This window comes from Streptomyces sp. NPDC052236 (assembly GCF_044548015.1).
Taxonomy (GTDB): domain Bacteria; phylum Actinomycetota; class Actinomycetes; order Streptomycetales; family Streptomycetaceae; genus Streptomyces.
Window position 1 is genome coordinate 38316 of sequence record NZ_JBIUBL010000034.1, and the last position, 19350, is coordinate 57665.

At 71.2% G+C, this 19350-nt stretch carries 18 protein-coding genes and 3 pseudogenes; 10 read left to right on the forward strand and 11 right to left on the reverse strand.

The window, feature by feature from the left end; translation table 11 throughout:
• The first annotated feature begins 15 nt into the window (after nucleotides 1–15).
• From ACIHCQ_RS38320 to ACIHCQ_RS38335, 4 genes are all read left to right on the forward strand, one after another.
• Nucleotides 16–1089: an iron-siderophore ABC transporter substrate-binding protein gene (locus tag ACIHCQ_RS38320; protein WP_399673129.1), complete on the forward strand. Its 1074-nt coding sequence runs from the start codon at nucleotides 16–18 to the stop codon at nucleotides 1087–1089.
• Nucleotides 1090–1233: 144 nt separating this feature from the next.
• Nucleotides 1234–2259: a FecCD family ABC transporter permease gene (locus tag ACIHCQ_RS38325; RefSeq protein ID WP_399673131.1), complete on the forward strand. Its 1026-nt coding sequence runs from the start codon at nucleotides 1234–1236 to the stop codon at nucleotides 2257–2259.
• Nucleotides 2260–2261: 2 nt separating this feature from the next.
• A complete protein-coding gene (locus ACIHCQ_RS38330; RefSeq protein ID WP_399673134.1) occupies nucleotides 2262–3383 on the forward strand; it encodes a FecCD family ABC transporter permease in 1122 nt (373 codons plus the stop codon).
• Nucleotides 3384–3387: 4 nt separating this feature from the next.
• Nucleotides 3388–4344 (forward strand): ABC transporter ATP-binding protein, encoded by a 957-nt coding sequence (locus ACIHCQ_RS38335; RefSeq protein ID WP_399673136.1) that lies wholly within the window; start codon nucleotides 3388–3390, stop codon nucleotides 4342–4344.
• 16 nt (nucleotides 4345–4360) lie between these two features.
• Here ACIHCQ_RS38335 and ACIHCQ_RS38340 read toward each other — a convergent pair whose 3' ends face one another.
• A complete protein-coding gene (locus ACIHCQ_RS38340; protein WP_399673138.1) occupies nucleotides 4361–4555 on the reverse strand; it encodes a hypothetical protein in 195 nt (64 codons plus the stop codon).
• Between the two features lie 392 nt (nucleotides 4556–4947).
• On the opposite strand from ACIHCQ_RS38340, the pseudogene ACIHCQ_RS38345 reads away from it, so the two are divergent.
• Nucleotides 4948–5578 (forward strand): annotated as a pseudogene (locus ACIHCQ_RS38345) (alcohol dehydrogenase catalytic domain-containing protein); the annotation flags it as partial.
• A gap of 250 nt (nucleotides 5579–5828) precedes the next feature.
• Nucleotides 5829–5981: a hypothetical protein gene (locus tag ACIHCQ_RS38350; protein WP_399673141.1), complete on the forward strand. Its 153-nt coding sequence runs from the start codon at nucleotides 5829–5831 to the stop codon at nucleotides 5979–5981.
• A 31-nt stretch (nucleotides 5982–6012) separates the two neighbouring features.
• Here ACIHCQ_RS38350 and ACIHCQ_RS38355 read toward each other — a convergent pair whose 3' ends face one another.
• Nucleotides 6013–6819, reverse strand: coding sequence for a class I SAM-dependent methyltransferase (locus tag ACIHCQ_RS38355; protein WP_399673144.1), 807 nt, complete (start codon nucleotides 6817–6819; stop codon nucleotides 6013–6015).
• A 212-nt stretch (nucleotides 6820–7031) separates the two neighbouring features.
• Here ACIHCQ_RS38355 and ACIHCQ_RS38360 point away from each other — a divergent pair, with 212 nt between their 5' ends.
• The gene (locus tag ACIHCQ_RS38360; protein WP_399673146.1) at nucleotides 7032–8543 is read left to right on the forward strand and encodes a hypothetical protein; all 1512 of its coding nucleotides are present in this window, start codon (nucleotides 7032–7034) and stop codon (nucleotides 8541–8543) included.
• A gap of 55 nt (nucleotides 8544–8598) precedes the next feature.
• Complete coding sequence (locus ACIHCQ_RS38365; RefSeq protein ID WP_399673149.1) at nucleotides 8599–9768, forward strand: MalY/PatB family protein; 1170 nt, start codon at nucleotides 8599–8601, stop codon at nucleotides 9766–9768.
• Between the two features lie 12 nt (nucleotides 9769–9780).
• On the opposite strand, the gene ACIHCQ_RS38370 is transcribed toward ACIHCQ_RS38365, so the two are convergent.
• Together ACIHCQ_RS38370 and ACIHCQ_RS38375 are read right to left on the reverse strand one after the other, a co-directional pair.
• Nucleotides 9781–10344 carry an NADPH-dependent FMN reductase gene (locus ACIHCQ_RS38370; RefSeq protein ID WP_399673151.1) on the reverse strand — a complete coding sequence of 188 codons (564 nt, stop codon included), beginning with the start codon at nucleotides 10342–10344 and terminating at the stop codon, nucleotides 9781–9783.
• A 106-nt stretch (nucleotides 10345–10450) separates the two neighbouring features.
• Nucleotides 10451–10540, reverse strand: a pseudogene (locus ACIHCQ_RS38375) (nitroreductase/quinone reductase family protein); the annotation flags it as partial.
• A 57-nt stretch (nucleotides 10541–10597) separates the two neighbouring features.
• Between ACIHCQ_RS38375 and ACIHCQ_RS38380 the strand changes: the two are divergent.
• Nucleotides 10598–10942: pseudogene (locus tag ACIHCQ_RS38380) on the forward strand (DUF779 domain-containing protein); the annotation flags it as partial.
• A 3-nt stretch (nucleotides 10943–10945) separates the two neighbouring features.
• On the opposite strand, the gene ACIHCQ_RS38385 reads toward ACIHCQ_RS38380, so the two are convergent.
• From ACIHCQ_RS38385 to ACIHCQ_RS38415, 7 genes are all read right to left on the reverse strand, one after another.
• On the reverse strand, nucleotides 10946–11140 hold the full coding sequence (locus ACIHCQ_RS38385) for a hypothetical protein (RefSeq protein WP_399673153.1): 195 nt from the start codon (nucleotides 11138–11140) through the stop codon (nucleotides 10946–10948).
• Nucleotides 11141–11261: 121 nt separating this feature from the next.
• Nucleotides 11262–12140 carry a phosphatidylinositol-specific phospholipase C/glycerophosphodiester phosphodiesterase family protein gene (locus ACIHCQ_RS38390; protein ID WP_399673204.1) on the reverse strand — a complete coding sequence of 293 codons (879 nt, stop codon included), beginning with the start codon at nucleotides 12138–12140 and terminating at the stop codon, nucleotides 11262–11264.
• 492 nt (nucleotides 12141–12632) lie between these two features.
• Nucleotides 12633–13751: an acyl-CoA dehydrogenase family protein gene (locus tag ACIHCQ_RS38395; protein ID WP_399673155.1), complete on the reverse strand. Its 1119-nt coding sequence runs from the start codon at nucleotides 13749–13751 to the stop codon at nucleotides 12633–12635.
• Entirely contained in the window at nucleotides 13748–14935 is a 1188-nt protein-coding gene (locus ACIHCQ_RS38400; protein WP_399673207.1) for an acyl-CoA dehydrogenase family protein, read from the reverse strand. The genes ACIHCQ_RS38395 and ACIHCQ_RS38400 overlap by 4 nt, the downstream gene beginning before the upstream one ends.
• An 8-nt stretch (nucleotides 14936–14943) precedes the next feature.
• Entirely contained in the window at nucleotides 14944–15912 is a 969-nt protein-coding gene (locus ACIHCQ_RS38405) for an NADPH:quinone oxidoreductase family protein (RefSeq protein ID WP_399673158.1), read from the reverse strand.
• A gap of 81 nt (nucleotides 15913–15993) precedes the next feature.
• Nucleotides 15994–16731, reverse strand: coding sequence for a PIG-L deacetylase family protein (locus tag ACIHCQ_RS38410; RefSeq protein ID WP_399673210.1), 738 nt, complete (start codon nucleotides 16729–16731; stop codon nucleotides 15994–15996).
• Between the two features lie 159 nt (nucleotides 16732–16890).
• On the reverse strand, nucleotides 16891–17982 hold the full coding sequence (locus tag ACIHCQ_RS38415; RefSeq protein ID WP_399673160.1) for a glycoside hydrolase family 5 protein: 1092 nt from the start codon (nucleotides 17980–17982) through the stop codon (nucleotides 16891–16893).
• Nucleotides 17983–18127: 145 nt separating this feature from the next.
• Here ACIHCQ_RS38415 and ACIHCQ_RS38420 point away from each other — a divergent pair, with 145 nt between their 5' ends.
• Complete coding sequence (locus tag ACIHCQ_RS38420) at nucleotides 18128–19345, forward strand: hypothetical protein (protein WP_399673213.1); 1218 nt, start codon at nucleotides 18128–18130, stop codon at nucleotides 19343–19345.
• Nucleotides 19346–19350: the final 5 nt, after the last annotated feature.

The window sequence follows — 19350 nt, forward strand, 5'->3', positions numbered from 1 at the left end:
CAGAAGGATCACTCGATGCCCCACGCCCGCAGAGCCACCCGGTTCGCCGGACTGCTCACCTCCGTACTGATGCTCGTCGGCGCGGCAACCGCCTGCGGCTCCTCCGACTCCGACTCCGACTCCGGTTCTGGTTCTTCGGGGACCGGGAAGAGCTCCGCGAACAGCGCCTTCCCCGTCACCATCCCGCACAAGTTCGGCAGTACGACGATCAAGTCCGAACCCCAGCGCATCGTCACGATCGGCCTGACCGACCAGGACGCCGTGCTCGCCCTCGGCAAGGTCCCCGTCGGCACCACCGACTGGTTCGGCGGATACAAGGGAGCCATCGGCCCCTGGGCCAAGGACAAGCTCGGCAGCGCCACCGCGCCCACCCTGCTGAAGGACACCGGCACCGGTCCCCAGGTGGAGAAGATCGCCGCCCTCAAACCGGATCTGATCATCGGCCTGTACTCGGCGCTGACGAAGGCTCAGTACGACAGCCTGTCGAAGTTCGCTCCGGTCGTGGCCCAGCCCAAGGAGTTCAACGACTACGGCATCCCCTGGGAGAAGCAGACCGAGACGACGGGCAAGGCGCTCGGCAAGGAAACCGAGGCCAAGAAGCTTGTGACGGAGGTCAAGGCACAGTTCTCGGACGCCGTGAAGGCCAACCCGGCCTTCACGAACGCCACCGCGGTGGTGGCCACCCCGTATGAGGGCTTCTTCGTCTACGGCACCCAGGACGCGCGGTCGCGCACCATGACCTCACTGGGCTTCAAGCTGCCGACCGATCTCGACAAGGTCATCGGTGACCAGTTCGGCGCCAACATCAGCAAGGAGCGGACGGATCTGCTGGACACCGACGTCGTCATCTGGACGGTGCCCGACATCGCCGAGGGTCCGGCGAAGCTGCACCAGGACAACACGTACAAGAACCTGAACGTGGTGAAGCAGGGCCGTGAGGTCTTCCTCCAGGAGGAGACCGACTACGGCAACGCGTTCTCGTTCGTCACCGTGCTGAGCCTGCCGTATGTCATCGACCGCCTGGCGCCGCAGCTCGCGGCGGCGGTCGACGGCAAGCCGGCTACCAAGGTGGAGCAGCCGGCTTCCTGAGGCGGCGCAGAGACCGCAGACACAGATCACCGACCACAGACCACAGATCGCGGAGATAAGAGTCAAGGCGTGCCTAACCCAAGGAAATTGGCTGTGGAGCCAGAGCCAGGGCCCGAGCCAGGACCAGGGCCAGGGCCAGAACCCGTGCCCCCGGGAGGAAGCCTGCGCCCCGCCCTGCTCGTGGGCGGGGTCGTCGCTGCCCTGGTCTTCCTGTGCCTGCTGTCGATCGCCGTCGGTACCCTCACCATCCCGCCGGCTCAGGTCGTCCGGACGGTGTTCGGCGACCCCCCGAGCCAGACCGTCGAAGACGTCATCTGGTCCGTACGCGTCCCACGCACCGCGCTCGGCCTGGCCACGGGCGCGGCGCTGGGCCTGTCCGGCGCCCTCATGCAGGCTCTGACCCGTAATCCGCTCGCCGACCCCGGGATCCTGGGTGTCAGCGCGGGCGCCGCCTTCGCGATCGTGGTCGCGGTCGCGGTGTTCGGGATCGGATCGCTGTACGGGTACGTGTGGTTCGCCTTCGCGGGCGCGTTCGTCGCCAGCGTGGTGGTCTTTCTGCTGGGCAGGCTGGGGCGTTCCGGCGCCACGCCCGTCAAACTCGCGCTCGCCGGGGTCGCCGTGACCTCGCTGCTCTCCTCGCTCACCAGCGCCGTCGTACTCACCGACCCCGACGCGCTGAACCGCTTCCGCTTCTGGTCCGCCGGTTCCCTCTCGGGCCGGGACGGTGATGTGGTGCTGGACATCCTGCCCTTCCTCGCCGTGGGCACGGTGCTGGCCATCGCCTGCGCCCCCGCGCTGAACAGCCTGGCCCTCGGTGACGATGTGGCTGCCTCACTGGGACGGCGGCTCGGTCTCGTACGGCTCCAGGGCGTCGCCGCGGTCGTGCTGCTGACCGGTGCGGCGGTCGCCGTCATCGGCCCGGTCGTCTTCCTCGGACTGGTCGTCCCGCACCTCGCGCGGATCCTCGCGCAGCGGGCGGGCCTTGGGCCCGACCACCGGTGGCTGCTACCGATCTCGGCGGCCCTCGCGCCCTGCCTGCTGCTCACCGCCGACATCCTCGGCCGGGTGGTCAACCGGCCCATCGAGATCCAGGCGGGGGTTCTCGTCGCGTTCGTCGGCGGCCCGTTCTTCATCGCCATGGTCCGCCGACGCAAGCTCGCGGAGGTGTGAGCATGTCCCCACTCGGCACCCCCGTCACCCCCGCCGACCCCTCCCCCAACGCCACCACCGCCCTTGCGTCGCGTAAGCCTTGGGGCGGCCGCAGGACCTTCCGGCTCGGCATCCCACCCGTCTCCGGGGTGCTGCGGCCACGGCTGATCGTGCTCTGCGCCGTCCTGACAGCCGCGGTGTTCCTGGTGTTCTGCTGGGGTGTCTCGATCGGCGACTACCCGATCTCCCTCACCGAGGTGGTCAAGGCGCTGGCCGGCTCCGGAGACCCGGGAACGGTCATCGTCGTACAGGATCTACGGCTGCCGCGCGCCCTGACCGGGCTGCTGGTGGGCGTCGCCTTCGGGATCTCCGGGGCGTTGTTCCAGACCATGACCCGCAACCCACTGGCCAGCCCGGACATGATCGGCCTGACCGCGGGCTCGGGCACCGCCGTTGTGGCGGGCATCGTGCTCGGCTGGGACGGCGGCCTCGGCCTCCAGGGCCTCGGTCTGCTCGGTGCGCTGGTCACCGCCCTGATCGTGTACACGCTGGCCTGGAAGCACGGCGCCACCGGCTACCGGATCATCCTGGTGGGTATCGGGGTGTCGTGGATCTGCACGAGCGCCACCGACTTCCTGCTCGCCAGAGGCAGGGGCTTCGAGGCACAGGCCGCCGTCGGCTGGCTGGTCGGCAACCTCAACGGCCGTACGTGGAACCAGGTCACCACACTCGCCGTCGCGACGGCGTTCCTGGTGCCCGTGGCCCTGGTGATGAGCCGCTGGATGCGCATCCTGCAACTCGGCGACGACGTGGCCGCCGGGCTCGGCACCCCCGTACAGCGGGTCCGGTTCGCCCTTCTGCTGACGGGTGTGGGCCTGGTCGCCTTCGGTACGGCGGCGGCGGGACCGGTCGCCTTCGTGGCGCTGGCGGCCCCTCAGATCGCCCAGCGGCTGGCCGGCACCGCGTGGCCGCCGCCGGTCGCCGCGGGACTGACCGGCGCACTGGTCGTCCTCGGCTCCGACCTCATCGCACGCGAAGGGATCCCCGGCACCGAACTGCCGGTCGGGATCGTCACCGGCGTTCTCGGCGCGCCGGTGCTGCTCTGGCTACTCATCCGCGCCAACCGCGCGGGCTCAGGAGGCTGAACGCATGGCAACCACCACACCTGGCCCCCTGCCCCGCCCCGGCTCGGACTCCGCTCCCGACACGGGTACGGGTACGGGTACGGCCGGGGGCACGGATACGGATACGGGCCGCGCCCCGGACCCCGCCGCCGGACCCACCGGACCCACCGGACCCGACCTGCGGGTGAGCGGGCTGCATCTGGCGTACGACAACCGGCCGGTCGTCGAGGACCTCGACCTGGCCGTCCCGTCCGGCCGGATCACCGCCATCGTGGGCGCCAACGCCTGCGGCAAGTCGACCCTGCTGCGCGCGCTGGCCCGCCTGCTGGCCCCGCGTGCGGGCACTGTGCAACTGGACGGCCGCGACCTGCACTCCATACCGGCCCGGGAACTGGCGCAGCGGCTCGGCATTCTGCCGCAGACGCCGGTGGCCCCGGAGGGACTGACCGTCATCGACCTGGTCAGCCGGGGCCGTTCACCGCACCAGACCTGGTGGCGGCAGTGGTCGAAGGCCGACGAGCTGGCCGTGCACGAGGCCCTGGCGGCGACGAATCTCACCGAACTGGCCGACCGCGCCGTCGACGAGCTGTCGGGCGGGCAGCGCCAGCGCGCCTGGATCGCGATGGCCGTCGCCCAGGGCACGCCCGTGCTGCTGCTGGACGAGCCGACGACGTATCTGGACCTGGCTCACCAGATCGACGTACTCGACCTGATCACCGACCTCAACCGGCGGGAGAACCGCACGGTGGTGATGGTGCTGCACGACCTCAACCAGGCCTGCCGGTACGCCGATCATGTCATCGCCATGAAGTCCGGCCGTATCGTCGCCGAGGGTCCGCCGGCCGAGGTGATCACCGCCGCGACGGTCGAGAACGTCTTCGAACTGCGCTGCCAGGTCACCACGGACCCGGTCAGCGGCACCCCGCTGGTCATTCCGATCAGCCGGCATCACCAGGCCGCCGTCCCGGTGAGCACGGGCTGATTGCCGCCGGCGTCTCTCACGCCGGTGCGGAGACGAGCGTGACCTCGGGAGGGTTCTCGACGGTGGCCAGGTCACGCTCGCACGTGGGGCAGGACCACACGACCGGGCAGGACTGGTTGGTCTCGAACTCGCGCTTCCCCGGGGCCCCCAGGGCCTTTTTGTTCCCCTTGTCGAAGCACGCCCGGCACCCGACGCTGAGGCCCAGTCGCACCCACGGATGCGCGGGAAACTGCTGCCCGGCATCCCATTGCCCAGATCCTCGAACGGCGCCCACCAGTAATCGACATCGCACCGCAGCCGGTGGGCCTCCCGGTGCCCTTCGGCTCGGTACGTCAGTTGATTGAATCCCGCGATCCGGACCGGCGTCGGATGCGTCAGCGACGTATCACTGAAGCTGTACACCCCCGCCGGAATCTCCTCGCCCGCCCGCTGTCCCGACGCACAACGCCCCGCCGGCTTCCCGGCCTCAAGGATGTGCGAGCGGTGGGCGCGTCGGCAGATGAAGCAGTCGAGCGCCAGCACGACGCTTGTGCTCCAGCTGATGGACACCCGGTCGGCGGCCTTGACCAAGCTCTCTATCCGCAGGCGAGTAAGCATTCGGCAGTGCACCCCGTCCTGCGGCAGCCCACCGACGCGGTCGTGCGCATCGTGCGCTCGTGTGTCTGCGGCAGTGACCTGCACCCGCGGGGCACGCCGATGGGCCACGAGTTCCTGGGCGTGGTGGAGGAACTCGGCTCGGACGTCTTCGGGCTCGAGCGCGGCGATCTCGTCGTGGCCCCCTTCGCGTGGGCCGACAACACCTGCGACTTCTGCCGTGAGGGCCTGCACACCTCCTGCCGCCTCGGCAGGTTCTGGGCCGCCCGGCGGCATTGGCGGCGGGCAGGCCGAGGAGATCCGCGTCCCGCAGGCGCAGGGCACGCTGGTGAAGCTGCCCGTCGGTGAGGACTCCGCCCTGCTGCCGTCGTTGCTGACCCTGTCCGACGTGTACGGCACCGGTTACCACGCCGCGAAGATGGCCCGGGTGAACCCGCGCACCACGGTCACCGTGATCGGGGACGGCGCGGTCGGGCTGATGGCAGTGCTGTCCGCCAGGCGTCTGGGTGCCGAGCGCGTCATCCTCATGGGCCGGCACAAGGACCGTACCGACCTCGGCCGCGAGTTCGGCGCGACCGACGTGGTCGCGGAGCGCGGCGAGGAAGGCATCGAGAAGGTTCGGGAGCCTGTTCGGCCCCAACATCACCTCACCGGCGGCCCCGCCCGGGTGCGCGCCTCTATCGAGGTGCCCGACGGCTACCGCTCCATGGACAACCGCGAGGCGCTGAAGGTCCTCGTTCGCCCCTGAACCATGGGCCCGACGTCCCGTACCCCTCCGGGGTCAGGGGTTGGTCCAGGCGCCGGGGGTGTCGGTCAGAGCGAGTACTTCGGCAGGGAGTTGCGCTGCCGCGACATCGGCGAGGGTGACTTTGTCGAGGATTTCGCGGACGTTGCAGCGCGGGCCGCATGTGCTGGCCGTCCCCGGTACCGGCAACCCGGATCACCTGGTCGCGAATGTGGCCGCCGGAGCCCTGCGCCTCTCCGAGAGCGAAGTGGCCGTCCTGGACTCCCTCCACCGGGACGGGGCGACCGGCACCGACTGAAGGCCCGCGCTGTCGCATGCGCGGCAGCTCGTCAGGTCACCCGGTCCGCCGCGGGGTGGGTGACCCGCAGCTTGGACTGGCCGTGCGGCAGCTGCTCCCAGTCCTCCATGAAGGAGGCGACCAGGCCGTGTTTCTCGGCCAGCCGGATCAGGGTCTGCGTACGGTAGTAGAAGTCCTCCCCGAGCACCTGGTGCTCATTCGCCTCGGTGCGGTCGTAGGTGAAGTCGAAGAAGCCGCCGGGGGCCAGCACCCGGCCGACATTCGCGAGGCATTCGTCGATGACCTCCAGTGGGGAGTGCGAGAACACGCTGTGCGCGTGCACCACCGTGAACCAGCCGTCGGGGAGGAAGTCCAGCGTCAGGTTGTCCACGGGTGTCAGATGCGCCATCTTGTCCTGAAGTCCATACCTGACCAGGGTTTTCTTGGCCTCGATGAGGATGTCGGGCGAGATGTCGATCCCGACGTAGTGCCCGGGCTCCAGGTACTGGATGAACCGCCACCCGGCGCGCAGATTGCCGCACCCGATCTCCAGCACCCTGTCCTGCGGGGTCAGCCCATGCCCTACCAGGTAGTCGTACTGCATCTGCCCGATGGCCAGCCAGCGGTCGTGCGACGGTTTGCCGCCGACGGCCGCCTCCGGACTCCGCGCGGTGTCCGACGCCATCACCGCCCGGTAGTACGCGATATGGCTCCCGCGGTGTCGCAGCCGCAGCCAGCCGTCCCGGCCCGCGCGTCGCAGATACGGCACCACGCGCTGCGGGTGGCTCAGGGCGTACCGGAGCCTGTGGCTCAGTCGTGAGCGGTTCCGCGACAGGCGCGAAGTGGGTGTTGTGTGCATGGCTGCCTCCGTGCCATTCGTGGGCTTTGCCCCTTTCCGAACGCTATCCACGCGGGCGCTGCCCGGGATTCGTACACCGCCCTCTCACTCCTTGGGGAAGGCCGCTCGGCCAGGTGCCACACCAGATCTGGTGGCCTCGCGCTGCACCCGAAAGTGTGGACTGGACAGGACGGGGAAACCGTCACCCGCCTTCCGTCGAGCGAGGCCGGGCCATGTACGAACCACGCTTGATCTCCGGCCGACGCGAGGACGTGCCCCACAAGGCGCGCGGCCCTGGAGCTGATGCTGTCGCACATCCGCTGCCCTGGCTCGCGTCCGTCGCCGTCGCCTTCACGCTCGTGCAGCTCGCCGTGGTGGTGCCCGGCCTCGGGCTCGGCTGGGACGAGACGGTGTACGTCAGCCAGGTCAGCCCGCAGGCCCCGGCGGCGTTCTTCAGCGCTCCCCGGGCCCGTGGCATCAGCTTCCTTGTCGCCCCCGTCGCGGCGCTGACCACCTCCACCCTGGCGCTGCGCGTCTGTCTGGCGCTGCTGGCCGGCTGCGGGCTGTTCGGCGCGCTGTGGGTGTGGCGGCGGCTCCTGCCCGCCCCGGCGCTCGGGGTCGCCGGGGCGCTGTTCGCGAGCCTGTGGGTCACCCTGTTCTACGGACCGCAGGCGATGCCCAACCTCTGGGTCGCCTACGGGGCACTCGCCGCGGTCGGCTGTTTCCTGCGCGCCGCCCGCGACCCGTCGGACCGCCGGGCGCTGATCGGTCTCGGCGGCGGGGTGGCGCTCGCCGCGCTGATGCGGCCGACCGACGCGCTGTGGCTGGCTCTGCCGCTCGCCGTGGCGGTGTTGCTGGTGCGTGCGCGGCGCCGACTGCTGCCGGTCATGGTGCTGGCCGCGGGTCTGGCCCTCGGCTGGGCCGAGTGGATCATCGAGGCGTACGTCCGCTACGACGGGCTCCTCGCCCGGCTGCGGCGAGCCAGCGAGATCCAGGGCCGGCTGGGTGGCTACTTCGCCGTTGACGACCATGTGCGCGCGCTGGGCGGGCGCACCCTGTGCCGTCCCTGCGACGTGCCCTGGCGGTACCCCGCCACGGCCTTGTGGTTCTTCGCACTGCCGCTGCTGGTCGCGGGCGGCGTTTGGGCGGGGGTCCGCGCCCGTCGCCGCGCCGAGCTCGTACTCGCGACGGTGGCCGGGCTGTGCCTGGCCGCGCCGTATCTGTTCACGGTCGGCTATGCCGCGCCGCGGTTTCTGCTGCCCGCGTATGCGCTGCTGAGCCTGCCCGTGGCGTACTGCCTGCTCCTGCTGTGGCGGGCCAGGACACGGTGGCGCCCGGCCGCTGTCGGGCTCCTGGCCATTGCCGCCGCCGGGCATCTGGCGGTCCAGTACCGCGTACTCGACGGAGTGGCGGACCGGGTACGCGCCGACACCGCCACCCACACCCGCATCGCCGCCGAACTGCGCACGCTGGGCGTACGCCCGCCATGCGTGGTCACCGGCGAGGAGGCCGTCCGCGTCGCCTTCCGCACCGGCTGCGCCTCGCGCCAGCCCGGCGGCCACGACGCGAGCATCACGTCCGACGCCCTGGCCGCCGCGGCGCTGCGGCACCCGGTCGTGGTGCTGCTCTCCGGCGAGCGGCGCCCTCCGTCGTACGCCCGGCTGTGGCGGGTCCATCGCCTGCCGGAGCTGGGCCAGCGGGCCGGGTACCGCGCGTATGTGTCTCCTGAGCGCCGCAGTCGGTGACCGTGGCCTTGACCGTGGTCTGTCGTGTCGGGTGTCGCTCGCCTAGCTTTGCCGTATGGACAGCTTGCGGCCCGACGACAATCCCCTGCGCCGCCTCTCCCTCGACCAGCTCCGGCAGCGTACGAGCATGAAATGGCGCGCCTACCCGGAGGACGTGCTTCCGCTGTGGGTGGCGGAGATGGACGTGCCGCTCGCCGAGCCGATCGCCCGGGCGGTCCTCGACGCGGTCGCGCTCGGCGACACCGGATACCCGGCCGGGACCGCGTACGCCGAGGCGCTGGCCGAGTTCGCCCGGAAGCGGTGGGACTGGGACGGGGTGGCCGTGGAGCGTACGGCGATCGTGCCCGATGTGATGCTGGGCGTCACCGAGATGCTGAAGCTGGTCTCGGGACCCGGCGACCCGGTGATCGTCAACTGTCCGGTCTACCCGCCGTTCTACCTGTTCGTACGGAGCATGGGCCGCCCGGTCGTCGAGGCCCGGCTGGGGCAGGACTGGCGGATCGACTTCGCCGAACTGGAGAACGCGTTCCGGCGCGCCACAGCAGGGGGCAGGCGGGCCGTGTATCTGCTGTGCAGCCCGCACAACCCCACCGGCACGTTGCACAGCGCCGAGGAGCTCGCGGCCGTGGCCGCCCTGGCGCGTACGTACGGGGTACGGGTCGTGGCGGACGAGATACACGCCCCGATCGTGGCCTCCGGCGCCGCCTTCGTGCCGTATCTGAGCGTGCCGGGCGCGGAGAGCGGCCTGTCCCTGATGTCGGCGTCCAAGGCGTGGAACCTGGCCGGGCTGAAGGCCGCCCTCGCTGTCGCGGGCCCCGAGGCCGCCGGTGACCTCGCGCGCATCCCCGAGGAGGTCAGCCACGGGCCGAGCCACCTGGGGATCATCGCCCATACCGCCGCGCTGCGGGACGGCGGCGGCTGGCTGGACGCACTGCTGGCGGGCCTGGACGAGAACCGGCGACTGCTGAGCCGCCTGCTGGCCGAGCAGCTGCCCGCCGTGGTCTACGAACCGGCGCGGGCCACCTATCTGGCCTGGCTGGACTGCCGGGCGCTGGGCCTCGGCGACGACCCGGCGGCCGCTTTTCTGGAGCGGGGCCGGGTCGCGCTGAGCTCGGGCATGCCCTTCGGCACGGGCGGCGCCGGTTTCGTACGCCTGAATCTGGCGACCTCACCGGAACTGATCACCGAGGCGGTACGGCGGATGGCCGCCTCCCTCTGCGCTTAGGGGCGGGGAGCCTCAGGCCGCGGTGGCGGTGGTGGCCTTGGTGCTCAGCTGCTGGATGACCTCAAGCAGCCCGGTGACGACCTCGGCGTCGTCGGCGGGGTGGGTCTCGGCGAAGCGGATCACGGAGCTGGGGATGGACAGCTTGACGTCCTCCAGCACGGCGCCGCCGGCGATGCCCGCGGCCTTGCGGGCCTCGTCCTGCGCCCACAGGCCACCGTACTGGCCGAACGAGGTGCCGACCACGGCGACGGGCTTTCCGCCGATCGCGCCGGCGCCGAACGGGCGGGACAGCCAGTCGATCGCGTTCTTCAGCACGGCCGGGATGGTGCCGTTGTACTCGGGCGAGAAGAGCAGCAGGCCATCGGCCTGGGCAACGACCTCACGCAGCCGGGCAGCGGCGGCCGGGGCGCCCGCCTCGATGTCGAGGTCCTCGTTGTAGAACGGCACCTCGGCCAGACCCTCGTACAGCTCGATCTCGACGCCTTCGGGAGCGTGCTTGGCGGCGGCCTCGGCGAGCTGGCGGTTGTGCGAACCGGCACGAAGGCTGCCGACGAGCGCGACGATACGTACAGACATGGCGTAACTCCTGAAGGAAGAGCGAGCTAAGATATTGGTTTAATGTTCTAGCACTTTCGCGGTCCGCCGTCCAAATGCGCTGGTGGGAGCGGTGCGGTCGGGCTGATAGGGGGTTCCTGGGCGCGCCGCCCAGCGAGGCGACCACCGCGTGGACGCCCTCGTGCTCCACCCGCATCAGTGGGTTCTTGCGGAGTCGTCAAGATGACGACGGGGTGCAACGGCGTTGCAACCTCGGCGGTGCTCTGCTGGCCGGATGACACAGGCCCCGCGCGTCGAGCTGACCCCCGCTGCCGCCGAGCTGCTGCGGCGACTGCGGGCGGACCACGGTCCGTTGATGTTCCATCAGTCGGGCGGCTGCTGCGACGGCAGCGCGCCCATGTGCTACCCGCGGGGCGAGTTCCGTACGGGCGCGTCCGACATCCTCCTCGAAGAGCTCCGGGTGGACGGGGTCGAGGAGCCGGTCTCCTTCTGGATGTCCAGGAGCCAGTACGAGCTGTGGAGCCACACCCGGCTCATTGTCGATGTGGTGGACGGGCGTGGCAGCGGGTTCTCGCTGGAGGCGCCGGAGGGGGTGCGGTTCCTGATCCGGTCGCGGCTGGCCTCAGGGCCGGAGACTGCCGACGACGTGGGCGGTGGCGGCGATGCCCTCATGGATGGTCGGCGCCATGCTCGTGCCCGCGAGGAAGAAACCGAGCAGGGCACAGACCACCGCGTGTGACAGCTTCAGCCCACCGTTGCGCAGAAAAATCGCTGCGAGCATCAGCAGGAGCAGCACCACCGAGATCGAAATGGCCATCGCCAACCTCCTCCGCCGCGCCGGAATTGCGGCATTCGGGCGTCAGTCTGGCGCAGCGGAGGGCCCGTACGGACGACTGGCATGCCCGCCGTACGGGTGGTGTTGGGTGGTGGGGCTTCGACTACTGGCCGCGGGCGCGGAGGAACAGCTCCAGACCGGCGAGGTCGTCGGTGTTGATGTGGTCGACGCGGGCGGCGAGCAACTCGCTCCAGACGGCGTCCCGGGCGGGCCCTGCGATGTCCGGGGTGGCCCAGAAACGGACGCGCTGCCCGCGGTCGTGCGCGAGGGACACCAACGCGTGCAGCTTTTCGCGTTCCGCGGCCGGGAATTGGCCGGTGCCGAGCCAGCTGAAGCTCTGCGTCCAGTTGCTGGAGATCAGCGGGATGAAGGAGGCGGGAGCGGGGACGGGGGCGGCGAGGTCGTCGAGGCGGCCGTCGTAGAAGGCGTGGCGGAGGCGCTGCGCCTCCATGGGCACGCGGGCGGCGCGGTCGCCGGAGATGACGGGGGTGACGGCGCCGAGGCGGACCTGCCCGTAGGCGTACGTGCTGAGCATCGCGCGGTAGTGCCGCAGCTGGCGGTCGAGTTCGAGGTAGGCGGCGGCGCCGTCGGTCTTGATGTCGATCAGCAGCTGGACGGGCCGGTGGTAACCGCGGTACACGGAGCCGTGGTTGGCGCGGACGCGCGCGAGGAGGGGGTCGAGGTAGAGGGAGCGCAGGGTGCGGGTGGGGTCGAGGTGGGCCGGTTCGTGGGCGACGAGCAGTTCCCCGTCCACGAGGAAGATGTCGGCCTCCACGCTGGTGAAGCCGTGCGACAGGGCGTCGTGGAGGGGCCGTTCGTGCAGGTAGTCGTTATGGGCGTGGGCCCGGCGCAGCGGCTGCTTCGGGTGCTTCGGGTGCTTTGGGCGGGCCTCCTGCGCGTGTGCGTACGCGGGCACGGCGACGGCTCCGGCCAGCGCGGCGGCGAGGGTGGTGACGGCTCTGCGGCGGGTGGTCAGCACGATGATGCCTCCGGGCTCTGCGGGTCGGGGACATCGGTGAGTATCCGTCGGGTGGGCCCCAATGGGCAGAGCAGCGCGAAGAGTTCGGCCACCTGTCACTTGACGCTTGGCGGCGCGTCGCCGATGCGGGGAGGGGGCGGCCCGCCGCGGAGCCGGGGCACGCGGGTGGCCTGGGCTGAAGGCGCGTCAGCCGTCGGCGTCCGCGCAGCCGCCCGGCTCCGGGCGGCCCGAAGACCCGGGCCCTTCCCGTAACTGGGGGCTGCGCCCCCAGACCCCCGTACCGCCCTTCGGGCGGTGTCCTCAATCTCCCCCTACGCCTAACGGCGTGGGGGGACCCCCAGACGGGCTTGAATTGCCGGGCCATCCGTCAACCAAGCCCCGCCGGCGGAAACCCAGCCCCTCCGCCGATTGAGGAGCGGGGTTCGGGGCGGAGCCCCGACGAGGGAGCCGGACATTCTCAGCCTCGCCGGCGATTGAGGCGCGAGGGCTCGGGGGCTACGGAGCCCGCAGGTCGACCAGGTCCGCCAGTGCCTCCTTGTGGCGGCCCGGCGTGCCCAACGCCAGTTCGTCGGACTTGGCGCGCTTGAGGTACAGGTGCGCCGGGTGTTCCCAGGTCATCCCGATGCCCGCGTGCAGCTGAACGCACTCCTCCGCCGCGTGCACCGCCGCCCGCGCGCAGTACGTCTGCGCGACCGCCACCGCGAGCGCCGCCTCCGGGCTGTCCGTCGCCAGCGCGTCCGCCGCGTTGCGGGCCGCCGCGCGTGCGGAGACGACCTCCAGCCATACCTGCGCCATCCGGTGCTTGAGCGCCTGGAACGAGCCGATCGGCCGGTTGAACTGGTGTCGCTCGCGGGTATGGCCGACCGTCTCCTCCAGGCACCATTCTGCGAGCCCCAGCTGCTCGGAGGCGAGCAGCCCCGCCCCCGCGAGCAGCCCACGGCGTACGGCCCGCTCGGCGCTCTCCGCGTCGGCGAGGCGGACGGCGCCGGCGCCACCGGCAGCGCCCGAGGTGCCGCTCACCGTCGCCAGCGGACGCGTCAGGTCCAGTGGGGTCTGCGCCTCGACCGTGAGGGCCGCCCTCTCGACCGCGTACAGCCCGTCGGGCTTCACCACGAGCAGCACGTCCGCGACCGCCGCGTCCGCGACCCCCGTGATCCTGTCGGCGCCGGCCGTGAGCGGCCCGTACGGAGACGCCGACAGCGGCACGGCGAGCACCGCGGTCCTCCTCCCCGTCGCCAGCTCCCCGATCAGCGCGGCGACGTCGGACGACTCGCGGTCGAGTGCGAGCAGCGTCTCGGTCGCGATCACCGAGCTGGTGAGATACGGCGCGGGCACGACACCGCGGCCCAGCTCCTCCAGCACGACGGCGGCCTCGCGGTGGCTCGCGCCCTGCCCGCCGAGCTTCTCGGGTACGAGCAGGCCCGCCGCGCCGATGTCCCGGGCGAGCGTCTTCCACAGCTCGGGGTCGTACGGCGTACCGGACTCCGCGCGCGCCAGGGCCGACGCCGTGTCGCCGCGGTCGGCGACCAGGGAGCGTACAGCGGCCCGCAGGTCGTCCTCGGCCTCCGAGTACAGCAGATCAGGCTCCGTGCTGATCGGGTTCATCCGGTTCATCGGGCGAGGTCCTTCCACGCGACGTCCTTGTCGTTGCGCGGCTCGGAGGGCAGCCCGAGAACGCGTTCGGCGACGATGTTCAGCAGCACTTCGCTCGTGCCGCCCTCGATGGAGTTGCCCTTGGAGCGCAGATAGCGGTAACCCGCGTCGCGCCCGGTGAAGTCGACGAGTTCGGGCCGGGTCATGGTCCAGTCGTCGTACAACAGCCCTTCCTCGCCCCGCAGCTCCACCTCCAGACCGCTGATCTCCTGGTTGAGGCGGGCGAAGGCGAGCTTCATTCCGCTGCCCTCGGGGCCGGGCTGGCCCGCGACGAGCTGCTGGCGCAGCCGCTCCGAGGCGAGCCGGGCGACCTCGGCCTCCACCCAGAGCGTCAGCAGCCGCTGGTGCAGTTCGTGAGTGCGCAGCTCGGGGCGTTCGCGCCAGGTCCGCGCGGCCGGGCCGATCATGCCGCCCTCGCGCGGCATGCGGCTGCCGCCGATCGATACGCGTTCGTTCATCAGGGTGGTCTGGGCGACCTTCCATCCTTCGCCGACCGCCCCGAGCCGGTGCGCGTCGGGGATGCGCACATCGGTGAGGAAGACCTCGTTGAACTCCGCCTCACCCGTGATCTGGCGCAGCGGTCGCACCTCTACGCCGGGGTCGGTCATATCGCAGATGAAGTACGTGATGCCCTGGTGCTTGGGAAGCTCCGGGTCGGTGCGGGCGATGAGGATCGCCCAGCGGGCCACATGGGCGCTGGAGGTCCACACCTTCTGCCCGTTGACGATCCAGTCGCCGCCGTCGCCGTCGCGTACGGCACGCGTGGACAGTGCCGCGAGGTCCGACCCGGCGCCCGGCTCGCTGAACAGCTGGCACCACACCTCCTCGCCGAGCCACAGCGGTCGCAGAAAGCGCCGCTGCACGTCCTCGGAGCCGTACCGCAGAATCGTCGGCGCGGCCATGCCGAGCCCGATGCCGATACGGCGCGGGTCGTTGTCCGGCGCGTCCGCCGCCGTCAGTTCGCTGTCCGCGACGGCTTGCAGCGAGCGCGGGGCGCCGAGTCCGCCGAGGCCCTTCGGGTAGTGCACCCAGGCGAGGCCCGCGTCGAAGCGCGCCTTCAGGAAGTCGGTACGGTCGGTGGCGGCGGGAGGGTGCGCGGCCAGTAGCTCCTTGGTACGGCTGCGTAGTTCGGCCGCAGCAGACATCGGATCCGTCATCGGCCTTCCCCCTGCGGGATGACGACCAGGCGGCCGGTGGTCGTGCCGTCGGCGACCCGCTGGACGGCGTCCGCGGCGTCCTTCATCGCGACGCGCCCGCTGATCAGCGGCTTGACCACGCCCTGCGCCGCGAGCTTGGTCAGCTCGTCATGGCAGGCGCGGATCGCGGCCGGATCCTTCTGGTTGTACAGGCCCCAGTGGAGGCCGACGATCGAGTAGTTCTTCACCAGGGCGTGGTTGAGCCCCGGCGCGGGAATCGCACCGCTGGCGAAGCCGACGATCAGGATCCGGCCCTCGAAGGCGACGCACTTCACGGACTTGGCGTAGGCGTCGCCGCCGACCGGGTCGTAGACGACGTCCGCGCCACGACCGCCGGTGGCGTCCTTGACCGCGGCGACGATGTCGTCCTCGCGGCGGTCGATGACGAGGTCGCAGCCCAGCTCCCGCGCGGCACGCGCCTTGTCCGCGCCGCCGACGACGCCGATGACCTTGGCACCGGCCGCCCTGCCCAGCTGGACGGCCGCGCTGCCGACGCCGCCTGCCGCCGCGTGGACCAGCAGCGTCTCCCCCGCCTGGAGGTGCGCCCGGCGGTGCAGCCCGAACCAGCCCGTCTGGTAGCCGATGTGCAGGGCAGCCGCCTCGGCGTCGTCGAGGCTGTCGGGCGCGGGCAGCAGGCCCGCCGCGTCGGCGACGACGTAGTCGGCGAAACCGCCGTCCGGCAGCGCGGGGTTGGCGATCACCCGGCGGCCGTCCTCGGTCTCGCCGCAGATCTCCACGCCCGGCGTGAAGGGCAGCGGCGGGCGCACCTGGTACTGGCCGCGGCAGAGCAGCGCGTCGGGGAAGTTGATGTTCGCCGCGCGGACCTTCAGCAGCAGCTGCCCCTCGCCCGGCGTGAGCCGGTCCACCTCTTCGAGCCGCATCACCTCGCCCGGCTCGCCGTTCCGGTGCACTCGCCATGCCTGCATTTCAGGGCCTCCGATCGACTGCGCTCATTCGGGCGCATACTAAGCGGTCGCTTGCCTCTACGGAAGCCCTGCGGAACGGTCTCAGCGCGTGAACAGCTCAAAGGGAACGGCGGGCCTGCCGCCGAAGCGCTCGGCGGCGGCCTGCGCGTTCTGGGTGAGGAAGCCGCGGCAGTACGCCTCCGGGTCCTCGTCCGTCAGTACCTCGATATAGCTGCGGTGCTCCAGCAGCGACTGTACGGAGCGCTCCAGACCCGCAGTCGCGTCGACGGCGTGGGTGGGGGTCGCGGAGCCCGCGACGGCCACCCAGCGCACCCCGTTCCACGGTTCGAGGCCCTGCTCGTAGACGAGTTCCGGGAAGATCCAGCGGTTTCCGGCGTCCCCGGCCGCATCGAGTGTCGCCCGGCCGACGGCCCGGTGGTCGGGGGTGTTCCAGGCGAGGCCGCCGCCCCAGGTGTCACGGTGGTTGAGGGTGATCACCAGCTCGGGGCGGTGGCGGCGGATGGCCGCCGCGATGTCCCGGCGCAGCCGGGTCCCGTACTCGATCACGCCGTCCTTGTGGTCCAGGAACTCCACCGCCGAGACGCCGACGACGGCCGCGCTCGCGCGCTGCTCGCGCTCACGCAGGGGGGCGCAGACGGCGGGTTCGATGGTGTCGATGCCCGCCTCGCCGCGGCTGGCGAGGAGGTACGCGACGTCCCGTCCGCTGTCGGTCCATCCGGCGACGGCCGCGGCGCAGCCGTACTCGAGGTCGTCGGGGTGGGCGACGACGGCGAGAGCGCGCTGCCAGTCGTCGGGCATGGGGTGCAGCTGCTGGGTCATGGGCTCGGTCGCAGGCTCGGTCATGGGCGCAGGATATGACTCCAAGCACGGCGGGCGGCGAAGCGTGGCTTGCGCCCGCCCATGGGACACACGTGTCATATGGGCGGGCGGGGCGTACGGGCATACGGGCATACGGGCATGGGCGTGCGGAGACCTGGGTCAGCCCGTCGGGAAGTTGTCCGCCGTCCTGATCCGGTCACGGACCCACACGCCGGCGGGCTTGAGCGGCCCGGTACCGGTCCAGGGACCGTTGTTGGCGCAGGTGCCTGTTCTGAAGACGGCGCCGGAGCGGAAGTCGTCGGAGTAGTTCCAGTTGGACCAGCTGATCTTCTTGCTCGCCATCAGATCGATGTACTGCTGCGCCTGGGCGAAGTTGTTCGCGCCGTCGCCGGAGTAGGTCTGGGTGCCGAACTCCGTGACGAACATGGGGAGCTTGTCGGCGGCGCGGGAGAGGGCGCCCAGGTACGCGGCGCCGTGCGAGCCCGCGTAGAAGTGGAAGGTGTACATGATGTTGGACGCGTTGACCGGGTTGTTCACGATCTCGGTCTCGTTCGAGCCGTCGGAGACGCCGAGGGACGACCAGCCGCGGGTGCCGACCAGGACCGGGGTGTCCGGGTCATGCTGGCGGATGACCGGGATGAGCTGCTCGGCATAGCTCTTGATGGTCGGCCAGCTGACGCCGTTGGGCTCGTTGGCGATTTCGTACAGGACGTTGGTCTTGCCGGCGTGGCGCTGTGCGATCTCGGTGAAGAAGGTCTTGGCGCGGGAGAGATTGTGGTTCGGGTCGCCGGGGCTGAGCATGTGCCAGTCGACGATCGCGTACATGCCGCGCGCGGTGGCCTGCTCGATCATCGAGTGGACCAGGTCGGTGAAGCGGCGCGGGTTGGTCTCGTAGCCGTCCTCCTGGATGTACATGGAGATACGCATGACATCGGCGTTCCAGTCGGTGGCCAGGGCGTCGAGCGAGCCGGAGGTCACGCACTGGCTGTACCACTGCAGGCCGTGGGTGCTCATGCCGCGCAGCTGGATGGGTTTGCCGTACTGGTTGCAGAGCCTGGCGCCACAGACCCGGAGCTGTCCGTTGATCCCGACGGGGGTCACGGCCGCGGCTTCCTGGGTGACGGGTGCGGTGGGGGCGGCGGGGGCAGCAGCGGGTGCGGCGGGTGCCGCGCTGAGGCTGAGAAACAGGGCGGCGGCGCCGAGCGTGCCGACGCGGCTGAGCGAGCGTAACCAGAACCGTGCGGATCTCATGGGGGCCTCCGTCGCCTGCGCGGGTATGGAATCGAAAGGAAACCTTCCTAATAGATGGATAGCAGCCGCCACTTCACCTTGCAAGGTTGCCGCTCGGGGCCAAGAAGCGGCCGTCGCCGGAGCGTCGGCTACGGTGCTGGGTGTGATGATCGACAGAGGGGACACAGAAGAACCGGGAACCGCGCTGGTCATCGCAGCCGCCCCGGTCGGCAAGGGCCGCCTCATGGACGCGAGTTCCGTACTGCCCGCGCTCGCCGCCGTCCCGCCCAGCGTGCTGACCGGCACCCGGGCCGCGACGGTGATCGAGCTCGCCGATCCCCTCGACCCCCAGACCGTACTGACCCGGATCCGCGCCGCCGCGACCGCGGAAGGGCCACTGTCGCTCTACATCGCCGGGCAGTTGCAACTGGACCGCAAGCAGCGGCTGCCGCACCTCGCTCTCGCGCGGACGACGCCGACGACCGTGCGCTATACGGCACTTCCCTGGCACTGGCTCGCGGGCGAGCTGGCGATCCGGCGTCCGGGCACCACCACTGTGGTCGTGGATCTGGTCGCCGACACCGAGGCGTGGCAGCACCTCGCGGCGGAGGGCCTGACACTCGGGCACGGCACCCGTCTCTACGGACGGATCGCGCCCGCTTCTCCGCCGCGGCGGGGTAGCGCTGAGCCCGCCTATCTCAAGGCGTGCGCCGCGATCTGGCGCAGCGGGGCCAGGCCCGGTCCTGCCGCGCTGCACGAACAGGCCGCGGCGCGGGCGGGGTTGGGGGCCGAGGGCGACGCACTGCTGCTCGCGATCGGCGGCGTCGCGCCGGTGGGCGGCGACCGCGCGCAGGCGGCATCCGCCGCGCAGGCCACCCCCGCTGCCCCGGCTGCCCCAGCTGCCCCCGCCCCAGAGGCCGCGGTCGCGGTCGCCGACCCGCATCCGGTAATTCTCGCCGCCGCGCAGGCCGGGCGGCACGGCGAGGCCGCTGCCGCCGCCGCTGCCTGGGAGCAGCAGGAGCTGCGTACCCACGGTCCCGGTTCGGCGCAGGCCATCCACTGGATGGAGGTCCGGGCCGATCTCGCCCGCCTCGCCCAGGACCCCGGCCTCAGCTGCGAGTTGTGGATGGCCGCCGCCCATGCCCGGCTGGCACGCCACCAGGCTCCGGACGACCCCGACGTCGAAGGCGCGGTCGACCGGGCGCACCACCAGTGGGAGCAGATCCGCGACCTGTCCAGGGCCCGGTCGCTCGCTCCCGCCCTCGTCGGACTGCGCCGTGATGTGCCCGGCCGTCAGCGCGGGGCGCTCCAGGTGCTCCAGCGACGCCTGGAGAGCCTGCACACGGGCCCGGCGCAGCGCGGAGACGGTCGCAGAAACGGTTGATCCGC